This window comes from Paracoccus aminophilus JCM 7686 (genome assembly GCF_000444995.1).
Taxonomy (GTDB): Bacteria; Pseudomonadota; Alphaproteobacteria; order Rhodobacterales; family Rhodobacteraceae; genus Paracoccus; species Paracoccus aminophilus.
The window spans coordinates 147,886-168,314 of sequence record NC_022049.1; the positions used below are offsets into that span (position 1 = coordinate 147,886).

General features: G+C 63.1%; 18 protein-coding genes. 16 read left to right on the top strand and 2 right to left on the bottom strand.

Going from position 1 to position 20,429, the window contains the following annotated elements:
• The first annotated feature begins 98 nt into the window (after window positions 1-98).
• From JCM7686_RS18810 to JCM7686_RS18825, 4 genes are all read left to right on the top strand, one after another.
• Window positions 99-1,199, top strand: a complete 1,101-nt coding sequence (locus JCM7686_RS18810; RefSeq protein WP_158442381.1) for an ATP-NAD kinase family protein — start codon at window positions 99-101, stop codon at window positions 1,197-1,199.
• A 63-nt stretch (window positions 1,200-1,262) separates the two neighbouring features.
• Window positions 1,263-2,669, top strand: a complete 1,407-nt coding sequence (gcvPA, locus tag JCM7686_RS18815; RefSeq protein ID WP_020952307.1) for an aminomethyl-transferring glycine dehydrogenase subunit GcvPA — start codon at window positions 1,263-1,265, stop codon at window positions 2,667-2,669.
• Window positions 2,666-4,201: an aminomethyl-transferring glycine dehydrogenase subunit GcvPB gene (gene gcvPB / locus JCM7686_RS18820; RefSeq protein WP_020952308.1), complete on the top strand. Its 1,536-nt coding sequence runs from the start codon at window positions 2,666-2,668 to the stop codon at window positions 4,199-4,201. The genes gcvPA and gcvPB overlap by 4 nt, the downstream gene beginning before the upstream one ends.
• A gap of 104 nt (window positions 4,202-4,305) precedes the next feature.
• Window positions 4,306-5,145, top strand: coding sequence for a sugar phosphate isomerase/epimerase family protein (locus JCM7686_RS18825; RefSeq protein ID WP_020952309.1), 840 nt, complete (start codon window positions 4,306-4,308; stop codon window positions 5,143-5,145).
• Window position 5,146: 1 nt separating this feature from the next.
• Here JCM7686_RS18825 and JCM7686_RS18830 read toward each other — a convergent pair whose 3' ends face one another.
• Window positions 5,147-5,905, bottom strand: coding sequence for an SDR family NAD(P)-dependent oxidoreductase (locus tag JCM7686_RS18830; RefSeq protein WP_020952310.1), 759 nt, complete (start codon window positions 5,903-5,905; stop codon window positions 5,147-5,149).
• A gap of 87 nt (window positions 5,906-5,992) precedes the next feature.
• Between JCM7686_RS18830 and JCM7686_RS18835 the strand changes: the two genes are divergently transcribed.
• The 3 genes from JCM7686_RS18835 to JCM7686_RS18845 are packed head-to-tail and all read left to right on the top strand — an operon-like array spanning window position 5,993 to window position 9,738.
• A complete protein-coding gene (locus JCM7686_RS18835) occupies window positions 5,993-6,970 on the top strand; it encodes a 3-hydroxyacyl-CoA dehydrogenase NAD-binding domain-containing protein (protein WP_020952311.1) in 978 nt (325 codons plus the stop codon).
• Window positions 6,960-8,624 carry an FAD-dependent oxidoreductase gene (locus JCM7686_RS18840; RefSeq protein ID WP_041528146.1) on the top strand — a complete coding sequence of 555 codons (1,665 nt, stop codon included), beginning with the start codon at window positions 6,960-6,962 and terminating at the stop codon, window positions 8,622-8,624. The genes JCM7686_RS18835 and JCM7686_RS18840 overlap by 11 nt, the downstream gene beginning before the upstream one ends.
• Window positions 8,614-9,738 carry an NAD(P)/FAD-dependent oxidoreductase gene (locus JCM7686_RS18845; protein ID WP_020952313.1) on the top strand — a complete coding sequence of 375 codons (1,125 nt, stop codon included), beginning with the start codon at window positions 8,614-8,616 and terminating at the stop codon, window positions 9,736-9,738. The genes JCM7686_RS18840 and JCM7686_RS18845 overlap by 11 nt, the downstream gene beginning before the upstream one ends.
• Here JCM7686_RS18845 and JCM7686_RS18850 read toward each other — a convergent pair whose 3' ends face one another.
• Complete coding sequence (locus JCM7686_RS18850; RefSeq protein ID WP_051201701.1) at window positions 9,739-10,620, bottom strand: IclR family transcriptional regulator domain-containing protein; 882 nt, start codon at window positions 10,618-10,620, stop codon at window positions 9,739-9,741.
• Window positions 10,621-10,784: 164 nt separating this feature from the next.
• Between JCM7686_RS18850 and JCM7686_RS18855 the strand changes: the two genes are divergently transcribed.
• From JCM7686_RS18855 to JCM7686_RS18895, 9 genes are all read left to right on the top strand, one after another.
• Window positions 10,785-12,116, top strand: coding sequence for an ABC transporter substrate-binding protein (locus JCM7686_RS18855; protein WP_020952315.1), 1,332 nt, complete (start codon window positions 10,785-10,787; stop codon window positions 12,114-12,116).
• A gap of 60 nt (window positions 12,117-12,176) precedes the next feature.
• Window positions 12,177-13,076, top strand: a complete 900-nt coding sequence (locus JCM7686_RS18860; RefSeq protein WP_020952316.1) for a carbohydrate ABC transporter permease — start codon at window positions 12,177-12,179, stop codon at window positions 13,074-13,076.
• A complete protein-coding gene (locus JCM7686_RS18865) occupies window positions 13,073-13,894 on the top strand; it encodes a carbohydrate ABC transporter permease (protein ID WP_020952317.1) in 822 nt (273 codons plus the stop codon). The genes JCM7686_RS18860 and JCM7686_RS18865 overlap by 4 nt, the downstream gene beginning before the upstream one ends.
• Window positions 13,895-13,899: 5 nt before the next feature.
• Window positions 13,900-14,976, top strand: coding sequence for an ABC transporter ATP-binding protein (locus tag JCM7686_RS18870; RefSeq protein WP_020952318.1), 1,077 nt, complete (start codon window positions 13,900-13,902; stop codon window positions 14,974-14,976).
• Window positions 14,977-15,050: 74 nt separating this feature from the next.
• Window positions 15,051-15,971 (top strand): dihydrodipicolinate synthase family protein, encoded by a 921-nt coding sequence (locus JCM7686_RS18875; RefSeq protein ID WP_020952319.1) that lies wholly within the window; start codon window positions 15,051-15,053, stop codon window positions 15,969-15,971.
• Window positions 15,971-16,756, top strand: a complete 786-nt coding sequence (locus JCM7686_RS18880) for an SDR family oxidoreductase (protein WP_020952320.1) — start codon at window positions 15,971-15,973, stop codon at window positions 16,754-16,756. The genes JCM7686_RS18875 and JCM7686_RS18880 overlap by 1 nt, the downstream gene beginning before the upstream one ends.
• Complete coding sequence (locus JCM7686_RS18885; protein WP_020952321.1) at window positions 16,756-17,460, top strand: SDR family NAD(P)-dependent oxidoreductase; 705 nt, start codon at window positions 16,756-16,758, stop codon at window positions 17,458-17,460. Before JCM7686_RS18880 ends, JCM7686_RS18885 begins: the two co-directional genes overlap by 1 nt.
• Window positions 17,457-18,839: an aminotransferase class III-fold pyridoxal phosphate-dependent enzyme gene (locus JCM7686_RS18890; protein ID WP_020952322.1), complete on the top strand. Its 1,383-nt coding sequence runs from the start codon at window positions 17,457-17,459 to the stop codon at window positions 18,837-18,839. The genes JCM7686_RS18885 and JCM7686_RS18890 overlap by 4 nt, the downstream gene beginning before the upstream one ends.
• A gap of 114 nt (window positions 18,840-18,953) precedes the next feature.
• The gene (locus JCM7686_RS18895) at window positions 18,954-20,402 is read left to right on the top strand and encodes an NAD-dependent succinate-semialdehyde dehydrogenase (protein WP_020952323.1); all 1,449 of its coding nucleotides are present in this window, start codon (window positions 18,954-18,956) and stop codon (window positions 20,400-20,402) included.
• Window positions 20,403-20,429 lie beyond the last annotated feature (27 nt).

Here is a 20,429-nt window from a genome sequence, read left to right on the forward strand (position 1 = left end):
GGGCTAAGTAGTTCGGCATCGACTTTCTCGTCATTATCGCACAAACGTGCGCTATATCGACACTCTAGGAGATTGGCGCGATGCGGATAGGATTGATCGTGAACCCTTTCGCGGGCATGGGAGGGGCCCTCGGCCTGAAGGGGACGGATGGGCAAAGTCTGGCGATCGCACGCGCGCAGGGCGCAATCCCCGTCGCTGGACCCAAGGCTCGGCGCGCCTTGCGAGTGCTTGCTGCGCGCGCCCCAAAATCCGAGGTCGTGACGATACCGGGCGCACTTGGCGCGGACTGGCTGGACGGGCTCGACCTGACGACAACAGTGCTGAATCCGGCAATCTCAACCGGCACGGCTGAAGACACGCGCGACGCGGTTCGTACGCTTTTGGCGGCTGGCTGCGAGCTGATTGTCTTTGCCGGTGGCGACGGCACAGCTCGTGACATTGCGGCAATCGCCCCGCCCGAGCTCGCGCTGCTGGGCATTCCAAGCGGGGTCAAGATGCACTCTGCCGTCTTTGCGATTTCGCCAGAAGCGGCGGGGGGAATCTGGGCTGAAATCGAGACCAACCCATCCCAAATCGACTGGATGAATAACGCAGAAATAGTTGATATTGATGAGAGTTCTTTGCGACTCGGGCGCCTGTCACCTCGCATCTTTTCACACGTCCGCGTTCCTATCGCGCGCAATCGCATGCAAGCGTCGAAGGGCGGACCACGGCAGGATTGGTCGCAGATGATGCATTCCGCAGCCGCGGAAATCGCCGCCGAGATGGAGCCGGAGACGCTCTATATCATCGGCCCGGGAACCAGCGCGATGGCGGTTCCAGAGGCGCTTGCCCTGCGCTCGACCCTCCTTGGCGTCGACGCCATTCGGAACCGCAGACTTGTTGCCCGCGACGCCTCTCGCGGTGAGCTAGAGGCTCTGGCTGGGCAGGGTGAGGTTCGGATCGTGCTCGGCATTACCGGGCGGCAGGGCTTTTTGCTTGGCCGCGGCAATCAGCAGATCAGCCCGGAACTGATTGCTCGCGCGGGGTTTAAAGGCCTGATCGTTCTGGCGTCAGAGCCGAAATTACTCGCCCTCGCACAGCCCGCTTTATGGGTCGACACCGGGGATCCGACGCTCGACGCGGAGTTGGAGGGCTTTGCTCAGATCCGTACGGGTGCCGGTCGCCGCTTGATGATGCGCGTGCGCAAAGCGAATTAATGTGCGCTAATCGCACAGATGTGCGATATTGCCTCCGAATCAAAGTGAATTGGGGAGGCCACTATGGCAGCGAGCGTTCGCGCTCACCCGTGGATGGGAAGTTCCGCGCCGGGTGTCATCGAAGACATGTTGCGCGAGATTGGCGCGGCCAGCGTCGCTGAGGTTTTTGAGCAAATCCCGCAGGATCATTTCCGAAAAAGCCTGCTAAATTTGCCGCCACAGCTGGGCTCTGAGATCGAGCTCAAGCGCGATCTTCTGAGTAAGCTGAAGAAGAACAAGAGTTGCGAGGACAATCTCAACTTCCTTGGTGCGGGCGTTTGGCAGCACCATGTCCCGGCGATTGTCGACGAGATTATCGGCCGCACCGAATTCGCGACCAATGTCTGGGGCAGCTATCAATCGGACCACGGGCGCAATCAGGCTTGGTTCGAATTTGCCTCGCAACTCGGTGCACTTTTGAACCTCGATGTCGTGCAATTACCCGTCTATTCATGGGGTTGCGCGATTGGCCATGCGGCGCGGATGGCGGCTCGTCTGACCGGAAGGCGTAAAATTCTGGTGCCGCAATTCATGGACCCTGAGCGTCTCAGCGTCCTGCACAGCTATTGCCAGCCTTTGGAACTTGCAGGCGCGATCGAGATCATTTGCCTCGCCAACTCGACCCATACCGGCCAAATTGATCTGGCAGATCTGATCGCCAAACTTGGGCCTGATGTCGCGGCGGTTTACTTCGAAAATCCCGCTTACCTTGGTAATTTTGAAGCGAATGCTGCGGAAATTGCGCGGCTCGCGCGTGCTGCGGGCGCGGAAACCATCGTCGGCGTCGATCCTCTAAGCCTCGGCATCGTCAAGGCGCCGGGGGATTATGGCGCGGATATCGTGACCGGTCCGGTCCAGCCGCTTGGCGTGCATATGAACTGCGGCGGTGGAGTTGGCGGCTTTATCGCGACCCGCGACGAAGAGCGCTATGTCCGTGAATATAATGGCTTTCTCGTCTCTATCGCCGAGACGCTCACCCCGGGCCAATTCGGCTTCGGCCTAGCCTCCTCGCATCAGAACTCTTACGGTTCGCGCGAGCACGGCAAGGATTGGACCGGAAACTCGACCTATCTTTGGGCGATTGCGGGCGCGGTTTACATGAGCCTGCTTGGCCCCGAAGGTTTTGCGGAATTGGGTCGCCTGATCCTTGCGCGCGCGCGTCTTGCCGAAAAGCTGCTCGCCGAAATCGAGGGGGTCGAGATCCTTTGGCCGGCCTCGGGCTTCAAGGAATTCGTCGTCCGATTTGATGGCACCGGCCAGACCGTCGCGGAGATCAACGCGCGCCTGCGCGCCAAGGGGATTTTTGGCGGTAAGGATCTATCAGGCGAAGGGCTCGGATTTGGACAATCCGCGCTTTTCTGCGTGACCGAGATCCACACGACCACCGATCTGCTTCGCTTGGCAGATACGCTGAAAGAGGTGCTGAAATGACCCGTTTGCCGCAATTTCACGCCGCGAAATGGGACGAACCGCTGGTGATGGAGCTGGGCCGCCCCGGCGCGCGCGGCCAGCTTTTCACGCTGCCCGATCCAGAGAGCGGGGTTGATACCGCTCTGCCCGAAGCGCTGTTGCGCAGCGATCGTCCCGCGCTTCCCGAGCTCACTGAATTCGAGGTACAGCGCCATTATCTCCACCTCAGCCAGATGACGCTTGGCATGATGGGGGTGAGCCTTTTTGGCACCTGCACCATGAAATATAATTCAAAAACCTCGGAGTTTGCGACGCTGCGCCCCGAGCTGGCCGAGCTTCACCCCTATCAACATCCCGAAACGCTACAGGGTGTTCTGGAGATCATGCATGATCTCGATGCGATTCTGCGCGCGCTTTCGGGCATGGATCAGTTCATCTTTCAGGCGGGCGGCGGCGCGGATGCGGCCTATACGATGGCCGCGGTCGCGCGCGCCTATTGGCAGGATCGCGGGATGCTGCATCAGCGCACCGAAATGGTGACCTCGATCCAGGCCCATCCCTGCAATCCGGCGACGGCGGCCTCGGCGGGCTTTACCGTCATCAACCTGCCGCTTGAGGAAAACGGCTATCCCTCGCTTGAGGCGCTGAAGGCCGCGGTCAGCGAGCGCACCGCGCTGATCATGATCAATAATCCCGATGATATGGGCATTTATAACCCGGAAATCCGGGAATGGGTGCGGGTTGCCAAGGAAGCCGGGGCGCTGTGCTTCTATGATCATGCCAATTTCAACGGCGTCATGGGCAAGCTTTCGGCGCGTGAACTGGGCTTTGATGCCTGTATGTTCATGCTCCACAAGACCTTCGGCGCGCCCAAAGCGGGTGGCGGTCCGGCGGTCGGGGCCTATGGCTGTTCGGCCGAATTGGCGCCCTATCTGCCCGCGCCCATCATCGCCAAATCGGGCGAGACCTATGTGCTCGACGAGGACCGCCCCAAGTCTTGCGGCAAGATCCGTGAGTTCTGGGGCAATGTCCCTCAGGTGGTGAAAGCCTATGCCTGGGCGCGGGGCATGGGCGCCGAAGGGATCAATTTGGCGTCAGATATTTCGGTCGTTGCCAACAATTATATGGATAAAAAGCTCGGCGAAATTTCTGGGCTGGCGCGCTCGAACCCGGAGATCAGCCTCCGCCGAATGGAGATGACGCGCTGGTCGCTTCAGCCGCTTTATGAGGAAACCGGGGTCGACACATTCGCGGTCGCGAACCGCATGGCCGATTATGGCATCGATCCCTATTGGATGAGCCATGAGCCGTGGCTCGTGCCGCAACCTTTCACGCCGGAGGCGGGTGAGCTGTGGTCAAAAGAGGATATCGACCTCTGGATCGCGGTTCTGGCCAAGGTTGTCGAGGAGGCGCGCGAGACACCCGAACTCGTTAAGACCGCGCCGCATAACCAGCCGATCGCGCAAGTGAAGGGCGAGGTTTTCGACGATCCCAGCCGGTGGGCCATGACCTGGCGCGCCTATCAGCGCAAGCGAGCCGCTGCCAAAGCCTAAGCTTTCAGGGGCGGGCAGGGCTCGCCCATCGCACAGATGTCGCGGCAGTTTCGTGAACATCTGTGCGCAAACCCCTTATTCTGACCCAAGACTGGAAACATCCCATGACCGAGATGACGGTTGCCGCGAGCACCTTTCCCTTTCTCTATTCGCATGATGGCCTTGGCGCGCTGAAACATCTGCGCGGCCTCGGCTATCGCGAGTTCGAGCTGATGATCTTTCCGCCCCATTGCTGGCCGCGCGAAATGTCGGCCGAAACGCGCAAATCCTATGCCGATTGGCTGAAAGGCGAGGGCCTGCGGCTGACTTCGCTGTGCTATCCGCTGCTCGACAATAACCCGAATGGCGTCGATCAGCTGATGCGTCGATATACCTTGGATCGCTATAAGGAAGCGATTGATTTTGCAGCAGAAACCTCGTGCCCCTATGTCGTCGCCATCCCGGGCCCGGTCAACAGCCTGATCAACCCGCCGCGCGAATGGATGCTGGAGTGGTTCGTTGAGGGCGTCACCGAGCTCGTCGCACATGCGCGCGGCACCGGCGTTCAGATCCTGCTGGAAAACGTGCCTTTCGCCTTCCTTCCGACCACGAAAGAAGTGGCCGAGGTCGCTGCGATGATCGGCCCAGAGGTTGGAATTAACTTCGATATCTGCAATGCCGCCTTCATCAAGGAAGACCCGGCGGAGGCGATCCGGACCTATGCCAGCATGATCAAGAACGTCCATATCTCGGATTCGGGCTATGGCGAGTTCAAGCACGACCGTCTCGGCACCGGCATGGTCGATCCGGCTTCGGCGGCGGCAGCGCTGAAAGAGATCGGCTATCAAGGCGCGACCGTGATGGAAATCATCACCGATGCGCGCCAACCCGGCGTTGACCCGGATGGTGACATCCGGGCCTCTCATGCGATCCTGGCCGCAAGCGGCTGGGCGCCGCTCGGCTAAGTCAGATCAAACCGCCCTCGACCGGCAGAAGTGAGCCTGTCACGCCGGTCGAGGCATCGGAAGCCAAAAAATAGACGGTATTCGCGACATTTTCTTCGGTCGCGATCTGGCGCATCATGGTCTGAGCGGCCAGCCCGTCGAGCGCCTCTTGCATGGTCGCGCCGCCGTTTTTCTCTCGTGTTTTCAAACGCTCAACCAGCGCCTCGGTTGCAATCGGACCAGGCGCCACGGCATTGACGCGGATGCCGCGCGGACCCAGATCATGGGCGGCGGCCTTCATAATCCCGACAACGGCATGTTTTGACGCCGTGTAAAGCACCTGCTGGGCCGCCGCGCGATAGCCATTGATCGAGGCCATCAGCACCGCCGCACCATGGCGCGAGGCCGCCAGCGATTCGGCAAAGGCGCCGAGGGTGATCGCCGCACCCCAGACATTGACATCCATCACGCGCTGCCATTCTGCATAATCGAGCCCGTCGATCGCGCGCCACGGCGGCACCAGCCCGGCATTTGCCACCAGAATCGCGGTCGGACCGATCTCGGCGGCGAGGGTTTTCAGCTTGTCTTGCGCATCGCGCTGCGCCAGATCCAGCGCATGACCCTGCCAGCCCTCGGGCAGATCGTCCAAAGTGCCGGGCAGATCAAGGACATGGATCCGCGCACCCGCTGCCGCCAGCCGCAGCCCCACGGCGCGGCCCAAGCCCCGGCTTCCCCCGGTGATGACGGCGGTGCGGCCTTCAAGATCCTGTGCGGCAGTCATTGCGTGGTTTCCTTCTTCTTGTTAGGAGTTCATCTATTCGCGCACAGTTGTGCGTAATATGAACAAACGCAAGCAAAAGGTCGTGCCATGTCGTCCATTGGCGATGCCGGACAGCATCATCTTGTGAGAAAGCGTCACCTCGTGGTTCTGGGGGCCGGCTCGATCGGCATCTCTTTCGCTGCGGTTTTCCGCGATGCGGGCTGGTCGGTGAGCTTGGCCGATCCCGATGCGGACCGCCTTGGCGATGCGGCGTCGGGGATCGCTCTTCAGATCGCGGCGATCACCAGCGCCGGTCTGCTGCGCGGCGGCGCGGGTGAAATTGCCTTTACCGCCGATCCCTCGGACGCGCTGGCCCGCGCCGATCTGGTCATCGAATGCGGGCCCGAGCGGCTCGAGATCAAGCAGCAGATCTTCGCGGATCTTCTGGCGAAAACCGGGCCGGAGTGCATCCTTGCGACCGCCTCTTCGGCGATTCCGGCCTCGCAGATTCTGCCTGATCCCGCCCAGCAAAGGCGCTGTCTTGTCGCCCATCCGGTCAATCCGCCTGCGGTCTTGCGCGTGATCGAGATTTGCCCCGCGCCCGGAACCGACCCCGCCGTCACCGCACGTGCGGGCGAATTTTTCGCGCAGGCGGGCTTTCACGCCGTGCTTTTGGGCCATGAGATCGAGGGCTTCGTGCTCAACCGCCTGCAAGGCGCGGTTCTGCGCGAGGCCTATCGGCTGGTCGATGAGGGCGTCGTCGATGTCGCGGGGCTTGAGGCGATCATGCGGCTGGGGCTTGCGCCGCGTTGGGCGCTCTCGGGGCCGTTCGAGACCGCCGAGCTGAACACCCCCGGCGGCATCCGCGCCCATGCCGCGCGCATGGGTCCGGCCTATGCCCGCATGGGGGCCGAGCGCGGCGAAGCCGTTGATTGGCACGAGGCGCTGATCTCGCGCGTTGAGACCGAGCGCCGCGCCATGGTCGCCGCCGATGATCTCGCCGCGAAACGGGATTGGCGCGCGGCCTCGGTCGCGAAACTGGTGGCGGCACGCGATGCTTTGATGGGGCCGAATGATGAGCGATAAGAGTTTTTCCTTCGATGGCCGCCGGATCGAAATCCGTTCGGGCCAGTCGATTGCCGCCGCGCTGACCGAGGCGGGCATTCGCAGTTTCCGCGAGACCGCCAAGGGCGAAAACCGCAGCATTTTCTGTGGGATGGGCGTCTGTCAGGACTGTCTGGTCACAGTCGACGGCCAGCCCAATCAGCGCGCCTGCATGACGCCCGCCAAGCCCGGGGCCGCGGTGCAGACGCAGATCGCGCTGCCCGAACTTGGCGAGACCCGCGCGACGCCCCCTGTGGCCGAGGCGCGTCATCTCGCGCCGGATGTGCTGATTATCGGCGGCGGCGCGGCTGGACTTTCGGCGGCGATCACCGCGCGCGTCAGCGGGGCCTCGGTCGTGCTTTTGGACGAGCGCAAGGTCGCGGGCGGGCAGTTTTTCAAGCAATCGGCCGAAGGTCCGGCACTTGATCCGCAGCAGGCGGCGGGGGCCGATCTGATCGCCCGCGCCCGAGCGAGCGGCGCCGAAATCATCTCGGAAGCCGAGGTCTGGGGCGGCTTCGAGGGGCTCTTCTTCATCGCCGCGCAAAACGGCACGCCGCTGCTTCTGCGCCCGAAAACCGCGATCATCGCCACCGGCGCTTATGAGCGCCCGATCGTCGTGCCGGGCTGGACTTTGCCCGGCGTGATGACCTCGGGCGCGGCGCAGACGCTTTGGCGCAGCTATCGCACGCTGCCCGGCAAACGCATCGCGATCTGCGGCTCGGGGCCGCTGAATTTGCAGGTTGCGCAAGAGCTTGCGCAGGGCGGGGCAGAGATCGTGCTGATCGCCGAGGCGGGGATTGCGCCCTGGTCGAGCCCCGCGCAAGCGCTGGCTTTGGCCGCGGCAGATCCCGGCTTGACGCTCAAGGGGCTGCGGATGCTCGCCGGGCTGAAACGGCGCGGCGTGCCGATCCATTACGGCGCGCGCCTGACCCGGATCGACCCGCTGGCCGAGGGGCTTGAGGTCACTGTCACCACAGCCAATGGCCGCGAAACCGCGCAGGTCGATGCGGTTTTGATGAATGCGGGATTTGATCCTCAGAACGAGCTCTTGCGGCTTTTGGGCGCCGAGATGCGCTATGACGCGGCGCGCGGGCATCTGTGCTGCCAGCGCGACGCGCAGGGCCAGACCTCGGTCGCGGGGCTTTACGCCATCGGCGATTGCGCGGGTCTTGGCGGCGCGCCAGCCGCCATGGTCGAGGGCCGGATTGCGGGCCGGGCTGCGGCGCAAGCGGCGGGACATAGCGCGAGCGACAGCGCCGCCGATCAGCGCGCTTTGGCCCAGCACCGGCGCTTTCAGGCCAAACTTTGGGCCTTTCACGACATCGCGCCGCCGCCCGTCGCCACTCTGCCCGACGAGACCATCCTGTGCCGCTGCGAAGAGATCCGGCTCGGCCAGATCCGCGCGGAAATGGCCAGCACCGCCCACCCACATGCGGGCAATATGAAGCGCGCGACCCGCGTCGGCATGGGCCGCTGTCAGGGCCGTTATTGCGCGGCGACGATGGCGCGGATGGTCGCGGAGACCACCGGCCAGCCGGTCGGAGACCGCTCGTATTTCGCGCCGCGCGTGCCGGTGAAACCCGTGGCGATTGCCACCATTCTTGCCGCTGAAAAGGCTCTGAACGATGCGTCCTGATTTTCTGGTCATTGGTGCGGGGATTTCCGGGCTGATGTCGGCGATCCATCTGGTCGAAAGCGGGGCGCGCGTCGCTCTGGTCGATTCGGGCGAGAATGCGGGCACTTGGGCCAATGCGGGCAGCCTGCATGTGCAGATGCAAAGCCGGTTCATGCGGCTTTATCCCGATCAGGTGCCGCAGGTCGAAGCCTCGCTGCCGCTTTATGCCGCCGCCGCCGAGGAATGGATCGCGCTCGATGCGCGTCATGGCTCGTTCGAGCTGGTGCGCAAGGGTGGGCTGATGGTGGCCGAGGGCGCCGCACAATTGGCCTTTCTGGAAAAGAAGGCGCGGCGCGAGGAAGAGCTTGGCCTCTCGGTCGAGATCCTTGACCGCGCCCAGTTGGACCAGATCGCGCCCTTTCTGGGCGATCAGATCGTGGGGGCCGAGATCTGCCACAATGAGGGCAAGCTCAACCCGTTGATTGCCAATGCGAAACTGCGCGCCTATGCGGCGAGCCTTGGGCTGACGATCCTCACCGACCGCGTGCTCTCGCTTGAAGATCACGGCAGCCATATCTGCGCGATTGGCGCGGCGGGGCGCTATGAGGCCGCCGAGGTCATCGTCGCCGCCGCTTGGGGCGCGGGCGAGGTCGTCGCGGGTCTGGGCGTCAACATCCCCTCGAAACCCGAGCCGCTGCATATGAACATCACCGAGGCCGCCGCGCCCCGGATCGGCCATTTGATCCAGCACGCGGAACGCTCGATCACACTGAAACAACTCAGTCAGGGCCAGATCGTCATTGGTGGCGGCTGGGCGGCCGAGGATCGGGGCAGGGGGATGCCGCCGGGGGTGCTCGCGGGCTCGTTTCTGGGCAATGTCGGGCTGGCGGCGCAGCTGGTGCCCTCGCTTGGCGGGCTGCGCGTGATCCGCACTTGGGCGGGGATGAATACGACGATCGACGGCGCCTCGGTGATCGGGCGGTTGCCCCGCCATCCGCGCATCATCACGGCCTTGCCCGGAGATGCGGGCTATACGCTTGGGCCGCTGGTCGCGCGCATGGCAGTGGCGATTGCGACGGGGCAGACCCCGCCGCAGGACGCCGCGCCCTATAGCCCGGCGCGGTTCGCGATCTGATTACTGCTTGAGCGCCCGGCTGATATTGGCGACGGTTTCCTGCAATTTCGGCAGGATATATTCGACCATCATGTCGGGCGTCATCCGCACCGTCGGCGCGCCGACATTGATCGAGCCGACCAGATTGCCATGCGAATTGTAAAGCGGCACGGCCATCGACATCAGCCCGATTTCCAGCTCATCGACGACCAGAGACCAGCCCTTGTCGCGCACATCTTCGAGGATGCGGCGGAACGCCTCGCGGTCGGTGATGGTGAAATCGGTCATCCGCGTCAGCGGGATATTCTGGATCATGCCGGGCCACATCTCGGGCGGCTGGGCGGCCAGCAGGACGCGGCCGGTGGCGGTCGTATGGGCCGGAAACCGCGAGCCGACCGAGATGCCGACGCTGATCACGCGGTGATATTGCGTGCCCGAAACATAGACGACATCGAATCGGTCGAGCACCGCCGCCGAGACCGATTCGCGCAGCTCTTCCGACAGATGGTCGATGAAGGGCCGGGCAATGTCCCAGACGCCTTTCGAGGACAGCACCGAATAGCCAAGCTCAAGCACCTGCGGCGTCAGATCGAAAAGCTTGCCATCGGCGACCGCATAGCCCTCGTGAACCAGCGTCAGCAAAATCCGACGCACGCCCGCGCGGGTGTTGCCGGTCTCGACCGCCATCTCGGAAAGCGTCATCTTGCGCCGCGTGCGATTGAAGGCGCGCAGCACGTCGAGGCCGCGCGCCAAGGAATTGACGTAATCACGGGGGCTTAGTTCAGAGCCCTCGGTGTCATCCGCGCTATCGGGTGCGGCCGTCATCAATCCGGAACGGGCCGGGCCCGTGCGCTTTGCCGCCTGAGAGGTCTCGTCTTCAGCCCCATCGGTCTTTTTCGTCATCCTAACGCCATCCTTGGTCGAACTCTCGATCTGACTACCACAAGAGCTTCGCATGAAGCGAAGGCCCTGCCACAAATTTCTTCTTGCCAGACTGTAGTGAAAAGCAATATTGCGAACAAGAGTGCGCTATATGAACAAACGTGCGCAGGGAGGAATAAAAAATCATGAAAGAGATCGCATTTCCGAACAAGATATCCCGCAGGACCGTGCTTTCGGGATTCGCCGCAGCTTCCGCGGTCACCTTGCTGCCCCGCATGTCCTATGCGCAGGATGCCACCCTGCGGTGGTGGTCGACGCAGGCCGCACCCGAGCAGGTTGATGCCTACCGCTTCCAGATCGCCGCATTCGAGGCCGCTCATCCCGGCGTGAAGGTCGTTTTCGAGACCACCTCGGACGAGGGCTATGCCGCCCAGCTCGCCGCCGCGTTTTCGAGCGGAGAAGTCCCCGACATCATCACCCATCTGCCCTCCTTCGCGGCGCAAAGCTATTACGCGAACGGCCTGCTCGAGCCGATGGATGATGTGATCGCCGCGGTCGGGCCGGATAATTATTTCCCCGGCGCCAATGACGTCTTCCGCGCCGCCGATGGCAAATATTGCGCGACCGGCATCGGCAACACTGCCGCCAATATGCTGTGGATCCGCCGCGATCTGATGGCGAACGCGGGCATCGCCGAGATCCCGGAAACCTGGGACGAACTGCGCACGGCCTGCCAGAAAATGCAGACCGGCGGCGTCTTTGGTGCGCCTTTGCCGTTCGGGCGCAACTCGATGACTTCGCTGGTCTTTATCGGCTTCATCCATCAAGCAGGCGGGCAGATCTTTACCCCCGATCTGGAAATCGCGCTCGACAGCGCCGAGACCCGCAATGCGCTGGAGTTCTACCGCTCGATGCGCGAATTCTGCCCCTCGGGCTCGACCAACTACAGCTGGGGCGAAAGCCTGACCGCTTTCGTCTCGGGCGCGACCGCGACCGGGATCTATGGTGGCCGGGTTCTGGCCAATGTGAATGCGCAAAACCCCGATATCGCCGATCACATCACCTGCGCCGTCTATCCGCGCATGTCGAAAGAGATCGCGCCTTGGACCTTCAACGACTTCCCGGCGATTTTCGTGCCCGCAAAGTCGAAGAACAAGGATTTGGCCAAAAAATTCGCGGCCTTCCTTTATGAGCCCGAAGGCTACATCAAGCAGTTGCACGCCGCGCCGGGCCATGTTCTGCCGGTGCTGAAGACGATCAATGACAACCCGCTTTACAAGCAGGATCCGATCATCAGCAAATACAGCGCCGAGGTCGATCTGATGGCCAATGCGGCGGCGGCGGGCTTCAACCTTGGCTTTGAAAGCGCGGCGCATCGCTCGAACACCAAGGCGGGCGAGATCATTGCCTCGAATGCCATCGCCGATCTGGTTCAGCGCGTCATCCTGAACAACGACAATGTCGACACCGCCCTTGCCGATTGCGTGAAGGCGATCGACGGCATCATGAAAGCCTGATCAAGGCATGGCATTGGTGAACCGCCGCGCTGGCGGTTCGCCCTAGCATCAGGAAATCCGATGTCCCGACACACTTCCAATCCCCTCGAGCGCCGATATGCAGCATTGGGTCTGCTGCTGATCGCGCCGACCGTTCTGATCTTCTGTGCGGTCATCGTCTATCCGCTGCTGTCAGCGATCTACCTCTCCCTCTTTCAAGTCTTCACGCCGACGCTGCAAAGCAGTTGGGTGGGCTTGGGCAATTACCAGAAACTGCTGAGCGAAAGCGCCTTCTGGTGGAGCCTGGTCGCCACGCTGGTCTGGACCGTCGGCACGCTGACCCTTCAGATCATCTTCGGCGTCGGTATGGCGCTGGTTTTGCACCAGAATCTGTGGTTCCGCTCGCTTGCGCGCTCGCTGATCCTCTTTCCCTATTTCCTCTCGACCGTGGTTGCGGTTCTGGTGTGGAAATGGGTCTTCAACGACCTTTACGGCGTGCTCAATCACCTGCTGATCTCAAGCGGGCTGATCTCGATGCCGATCGACTTTCTTGGCGTGATGCCGAATGCGATGCTCTCGGTCATCATTGTCGGGGCGTGGAAATATTTCCCCTTCGTCGTCATCGCCGTGCTGGCGCGGCTGCAAACCATCCCGGATTCGCTTTACGAGGCCGCCCGCATCGACGGCGCCGGACCGATTGCGCGCTTCACCGATGTGACTTTGCCGCAATTGCGCGACGTGCTGGTCGTCATCATCATGCTGCGCGCGATCTGGGACTTCAAAGAATTCGACCTGCTCTATCTGCTGACCGGAGGCGGGCCCGTCACCTCGACCGAGACCCTGCCGCTCATGGTCTATAAACAGGCCTTCTCGCTGAACCAATTGGGCATGGCCGCGGCCTATGCCGTCTCGATGATGGCGATCCTCTTGATTTTCATGGTCTTCTACATCCGCCGCAGCCGCGAGAAGGACTCCCTATGATCCGCCGCATCGCGTTCAATATCGCCGCCTGGGTGGTCATCCTTGCCGTGGCATTCCCGCTCTTCTGGATGGTGGTCACCTCGTTCAAACCCCAGTCCGAGCTCTTCAAGCGCCCGCCGACCCTGCTGCCACAAAGCTGGACCTTCGAGCATTACGAGCGGCTGCTGACTCAGACGAAATTCCTGACCTATTTCCGCAATTCGGTCGTCTTGTCCGGGGCAACCACGCTGCTGGTGATTGTCGTCGCCACCCTTGGCGCCTATTCGCTGGTCCGCTTCAAATACCGGGGGCGCGAGAGCTTGGCCTTTCTGGTGCTCTTCACCTATTTGCTGCCCTCGGTCGTGCTGATCCTGCCGCTTTACCTGATGCTGGTGAATCTCGGGCTCTCGAATACGATTTTCAGCCTCGTCATCGCCTATACCACCTTCGCGCTGCCCTATGCGCTGTGGCTGATGCGCTCTTTCATGGCGGGCATTCCCGAGGATCTGGAATCGGCGGCGCTGGTCGATGGCGCCTCGCGGATGGGAGCCTTCAAGGATGTGATCCTGCCCCAGCTTTTGCCGGGCATCATCTCGACCGCGCTTTTTACCTTCATCCTCAGCTGGAACGAATATCTCTATGCGCAGGTGTTGGTGAACTCGGATGACACCCGCCCGCTGACCACCGGGGTGATGAATATGCTGGTCTCGGCCTTCAACATCGAATGGTCGCTTCTGATGGCCGCCTCGGTGATGATGAGCGTGCCTTTGATCATCGTCTTCGCATTCCTGCAAAGCTATCTGACCCGCGGCTTCGGCGCGGGCGCTGTAAAGGGCTGATACCTATGGCCAAAGTCGTCTTCGATAACGTCCGCAAGGAATTCGGTGCTTATACCGCGCTGAACGGGCTCAACCTCACCATCAATTCGGGCGAATTCGTGGCGCTGCTCGGGCCTTCGGGCTGCGGCAAGACCACGACGCTCAGGATGCTTGCCGGGCTGGAAGCGCCGAGCTCGGGCGATATCCGCATCGGCGAGAACCGGGTCAATGACATGGCCCCGGGCGAGCGTGACATTGCGATGGTGTTTCAGAGCTATGCGCTCTATCCCCATATGACCGTTGCAGAAAACATCGCCTATCCGCTGAAGAAACGCGGCGTGCCCAAGGCCGAGCATCCCGCCAAGGTCGCGCGCATCGCCGAGATGCTGCATCTCGAGCCGATGCTGAAACGCAAGCCGCGCCAGCTCTCGGGCGGGCAGCAGCAGCGCGTGGCGCTTGGCCGCGCGTTGGTGCGCGATCCCAAGGTCTTCCTGCTCGACGAGCCGCTCTCGAACCTCGACGCCAAGCTGCGCGGCCATATGCGTGCCGAGCTGATCGAGCTGCACCGCACGCTTGGCCGCACCATGGTCTATGTCACCCATGACCAGCTTGAAGCCATGACCATGGCCAATCGCATCGCAATCATGGAAGGCGGCAATCTTCAGCAATTCGCGCCGCCCGCCGAGGTCTATGCCAAGCCCGCCAATCGCTTTGTCGCAAGCTTCATCGGCACGCCCGGCATGACGCTGATTGACGGCGAGCTGGTCTCGGAGGCGGGCGGTCTTGCCTTCCGCGCGCCGGGCCTCTCGCTTGGTCTGCCCGCGCTTACCGACAAGGCGCGTCCCGGCGCCGCCGCTTACGGCATCCGCCCCGAGGATATTCATCTGGGCGAAGGCGATCTGCGCGGTCGCGTCATTCTGGTCGAACAGACCGGGCATGAAAACATCATCACTCTGATCGCGGGCGAGGGTCACCACCTCATCGTCCGCGTCCCCGGAACCGAAATCTACCGCGTGGGCGAAGAGCTTCCCCTGCGCATCGACACCCGCCGCGTCCATGTCTTCGAGACCGGACCCAACGGCGCCAGACTGAACCGGGACTGACCCCAAGGGGTAGCCCGGCCCTTCGCCCCGGCCTCTGGCTGCGGCGAAGGCCAAGACATCTCAAGGAGCAAGACATGAACCGTACCTCCATCGCTTGGACGGGGCCGATGCCGGCTGTCACCACGCCATTTCGCGCCGATCACAGCATTGATGAGGAAAGCCTGATCGCCAATATGGAGCGGCTTTTCGACGCCGGCGCGACCGGCATGGTCGTTGGCGGCTGCACGGGCGAATTCTGGACGCTGTCGCTCGCCGAGCGCGCGCATCTGGCCAAGCTCACCGCCACCGCCTGCCAGGGCAAAGGCCCGGCCATTCTCGGCACCGGCAGCATCCTCGAAGGCGAGGTCATCGAGCAGATCCATGCCGCGAAAGAGGCCGGTATCGACGGCGTTCTGGTGCTGCCGCCCTATTTCGCCCATCTGACCGAATCCGAGATCATCGCCCATTATGAGGCGGTGAATGACAAATCCGTCCTGCCGATCATCCTTTACAACATTCCGGGCAATGCCGGGAATGCGATCACCCCCGCGATTGCCGACCGGCTCGCCGATCTCGACAAGGTGGTGGCGATCAAGGAATCCTCGGGCAATTGGACGAATTTCCACGACACGCTCTTGCGCGTGAAAGAGCGCATCCGGGTCTATTGCGGGCCCTCCTCGGTCTTTGGGGTTGCCGCGACCTTGGCGGGGGCGGATGGTCTGATCGACTGTTTCCCCAACGTCTGGGACAAGGGCTGCCTTGATCTGTGGCACGCCACCAAAGCCGGGCGGATGGAGGAGGCTTGGGAGCTTCAGCGCATCGGCATCGCCATGACCCAGCTGTTCGTCGCGGGCGGGCGTACGCTTTATCCTTCGACGAAAGCCGTGATGAACCACCTCGGCCTGCCCGGCGGCGGCTTCCCCCGTCCGCCTTTGCGCCCGCTCACCGGCGCGCAAGAGGCCGAACTTCTCGCCGGTATGGACGCACTGCTCGCGCAATATGGAAAGGTCGCGTAATGGATCTTGGCATCAAAGGCCGCAAGGCCATCGTCATGGCGGCAAGCCGTGGCCTTGGTCTGGCCACCGCCCGCGCTTTGGCGCTGGAAGGGGTTGATCTCGTCATCAACGCCCGCACCGCAGCCCCGCTCGAAGCGGCGGCCGAGGCGCTGCGCGCCGAATTCGGCGTCAAGGTGACGCCGATTGCCGCGGATTTCACCAGCGCCGAGGGCCGCGCGGCGATCCTTGCCGCGGCGGGCGGCGAGGCCGATATTCTGGTCAACAACCCCGGCGTGCGCCAGACGCCCACGCCTTACGACCAGATCACCGCCGATGACTGGCGCCGCTGGCTGGAAGATCATTTCCTCTCGTCGATCGAGATGATCCAGGCGGTCGCGCCCGGCATGGCCACGCGCAAATTCGGCCGCATCGTCAATATGTCGGTGAGCTTCATCAAATTCCCGCAGGTGGGCTTTGCCCATAGCCATGCGGCGCGGCTGGCGCTCTCGGGCGCAGTGGCGGCGATGGTGCGCGAGCTCTTGCCCCATAACGTCACGATCAACACGGTCTGCCCGGGGCTTTTCGACACCGATGCGCTGCAGACCAATCTTCACGCCCATGCGGCGCGCGGCAACACCACCTATGAGGCGATTGTCGCCGACCGCATCAAAGGTTGCCCGGCGGGTCGTTTCGCCGATCCCTCGGAATGCGGCGATCTGATCGCGTTTCTGTGCTCGGCGCAAAGCGGCTTCATGTCGGGCCAGAACATCGTCAATGACGGTGGCGTTTATCAGGGGCTCTTCTGATGGCGGGCGTGGTGATGCTCTCGGGCGGCGGTCGCGGGCTTGGCGCGGGGATTGCCCGGCGCCTCCTTGACGACGGCTGGCGCCTCTCACTGGGGCTGCGTGATCTCGCGCAGGCCGAGCAATTCGCAACCGATCCCAGCCGCCTGATCGCGGTGCCGTTTGACGCGACCGATCCCGCGAGCGGCAAGGCCTGGGTCGAGGCAACTGCCGCGGCCTTTGGCCAGATCGACGCTCTGGTCAACAATGCCGGGATCCTGCGCATGGTCGATCTGGTCGATCAGGGCAGCGACGAAGATCTCGACGCGCTTTGGGCGATCAATGTCAAAGCGCCCTTCCATTTGATCCGCGCCGCGCTGCCGCATCTGCGCCAATCGGGCCGGGGTCGGGTCATCAACATCGCCTCGACCGATGGCAAGCGCTACAGAAACGGCACCTCGGTCGGCTATGCCATGTCGAAACATGCGGTCATGGCGCTGACCCAAGCGATCCGCGCCGAGGCTTGGGCCGATGGCGTGCGCGCCACCGCCGTCTGCCCCGGTGCGATTGACACCGAGATGGTGGCCGATCTGCCCGGCACCACGCCGAAAGCCGACCGCCTCACCCCCGAGACCGTCGGAGAGATCGTCAGCTTCCTGCTCAAACTGCCCAATCAGGCAAGCGTGCCCGAGCTGATCGCCAATACGAGGCAGGAGAGCCTGATATGACCGTGACGACCCGCATCAACGACGATCTCGCCGCTTGGGACGCCGAACATTTCCTGCACCCGACCACCCATATTGCCAATCACCAGAAGGGCATCATGGCCGGGCGCATCGTCACCGGAGGCGAGGGCAGCACCGTCATCGACCGCGACGGCAACCGCTTCCTCGATGCCTTTGCCGCGCTTTATTGCGTCAATGTCGGCTATGGCCGCACGGAAATCGCCGATGCCATCGCCAAACAGGCGCGGGATCTCGCGTTTTTCCACACCTTCGGCGGCAATTCGAACGAGCCCGCGATCCGTCTGGCCAAAATGGTCATGGAGCGCGCGCCCGCCCATATGTCGAAGGTCTTCTTCGGTCTTGCCGGCTCGGATGCCAATGAAACCAATGTGAAATTGGCCTGGCATTACCATATCCTGCGCGGCGAGCCGCAACGGCGCAAGGTGATCTCGCGCTGGCGCGGTTATCACGGCTCGGGGATCGTCTCGGGCTCGATGACCGGGCTCGCGGGCTATCACACCCGCATGGGCCTGCCGCTGCCGGGGTTCCTGCACACCGATGCGCCCCATTACCTGCGCCGACCCGATGCATCGATGTCCGAGGCGCAGTTCCTCGACTGGCTGATCGAGCGGCTTGAGGCGATGATCCAAGCCGAGGGCCCCGAGACCATCGCCGCTTTCGTCGGCGAGCCGGTCATGGGCACGGGCGGCATCCTGCCCCCGCCCGAGGGCTATTGGGCGCGCGTGCAAGAGGTTCTGGACCGCCACGGCATCTTGCTGATCGCCGATGAGGTCGTCACCGGCTTTGGCCGCACCGGCGCGATGTTTGGTTCCGACAAATTCGGGCTGCGTCCCGATTTCATCACCATTGCCAAGGGCTTGACCTCGGCTTACGCGCCGCTCTCGGGCTCGATCATCTCGCAGCGGGTGATGGATGTGTTGGTCGCGGGATCAGAGGAGCATGGCGTTCTCGCCCATGGTTTCACCTATTCCGCCCATCCGGTTTCGGCGGCGGCAGGGGTGGCGACGCTCGATCTAGTGGACCGTCTTGGCCTCGTCCAGAATGCGGCCGAAGTCGGGCCTTACCTGATCGAGCGCCTGCGCGCCGAACTGGGCCAACACGCCAATGTCGCCGAGATCCGCGGCGTCGGGCTGATGGCCGCGATCGAGTTCATGGAGGATCCCGCCGCGATGCGCTGGTTCGAGCCGATGACGGTCGGGCCGAAGATCTCGGCGGCGATGCTTGCGCGCGGGGTCATGGCGCGCGCCATGCCCGAGGGCAATATCATCGGCTTTGCGCCGCCCTTGTGCTTCACCCGCGCCGAGGTCGATCAGACCGTCGCGGTCCTGAAAGCCGCCGTGACCGAGGTTCTGGGCGGCTAAAGCCCGCCCCAAAGTCCCGCCGATCCTTGCGGTCGGCCCAGACGGCGCGAGCCCCTCGCGCCGCCCGTTTCCGCATGCCGGATTTCGCAACAACGTCGAGGACGAGGACTTCCCATGACCGATTTTTCCGCACTGGTCCGCGAGGCGAACCTGATCAACGGGGCCTGGGTTCAGGCCGATGACGGGCGCACCGTCGAGGTGACGAACCCCGCGACCGGCGAGGTGATTGCGCGCGTGCCGAATTGCGGCGCCGCTGAAACCCAGCGCGCCATTGAGGCCGCCCATGCCGCCTTCCCGATCCTCTCGGGCATGGCTCTGGGCGAGCGCGTCGCGCTGCTGCGCCGTCTTCATCAGGCGATCATGGACAATCTCGAGCCGATGGCCGCGATGCTGACCGCCGAACAGGGCAAACCCTTGGCCGAGGCGCGCGCCGAAGTCACCTCCTCGGCGGGCTATGTCCTGTGGTTTGCCGAAGAGGTCCGCCGCGCCGATGGGGCGATCATTCCCGCGCCGACGGCAGGCCGTCGCCTTTTGACCACGCGCCACCCGGTCGGCGTCGTCGCCGCGATCACGCCTTGGAACTTCCCGTCCTCGATGCTCGCGCGCAAGCTCGCGCCCGCGCTTGCGACCGGCTGCACCACCATCGTGAAACCCGCAACCGCGACCCCGCTTTCGGGGCTCGTCTGGGGTCATTTGGCCGAGCAAGCGGGCTATCCCGCGGGCGCGGTCAATATCCTGACCGGCAGCGCGCGCGCCATCGGCGGCGAGATCACCGCCAATCCCAAAGTGCGCAAACTGACGTTCACCGGCTCGACCGAGATCGGCAAAGAGCTGATCCGGCAATGCGCGGGCACGGTCAAACGCGTCTCGATGGAGCTTGGCGGCAATGCGCCCTTCATCGTCTTCGATGACGCCGATCTCGAGGCGGCAGTGAGCGGCGCGATGATTGCGAAATTCCGCAATGCGGGGCAAACCTGCGTCTGCACCAACCGGCTTTATGTGCAATCGGGGATCTATGACCGCTTCGTCAAAGCCTTCTCCGACCGCGTCGCCGCGCTGAAAGTCGCGCCCGGGATCGAGCCCGGCGCCGAACAAGGCCCGATGATCGACGAGGCCGCGATTGCCAAGATGGAGGAGCTTCTGGGCGATGCGCTCTCTCATGGCGGCGCGCTGACGACCGGGGGCAAGCGCCATGCGCGCGGCGGGCTTTTCTTTGAGCCGACCGTGGTTGCCGCAGCCAATGAGCAGATGCGGATTGCGCGCGAAGAGATCTTCGGCCCGATTGCCGCGATCTATCCGTTCGAGACCGAGGCCGAGGCGATTGCTGCGGCCAATGACACCGAATTCGGTCTGGCCGCCTATGCCTATACCCGCGATCTCGCGCGGATCTTCCGGCTGCAAGACGGGCTCGAATATGGGCTGATCGGGATCAATGAGGTGCTGATCGTCGCCCCCGAGATCCCCTTCGGCGGCATCAAGGAATCCGGCATGGGCAAAGAGGGTGGCCATCAGGGCATCGATGACTTCCTCGAAACCAAATACACCTGCATCGGCGGGCTTTAAGGCCAAGCCTTTGGGATCAGGCCGAAA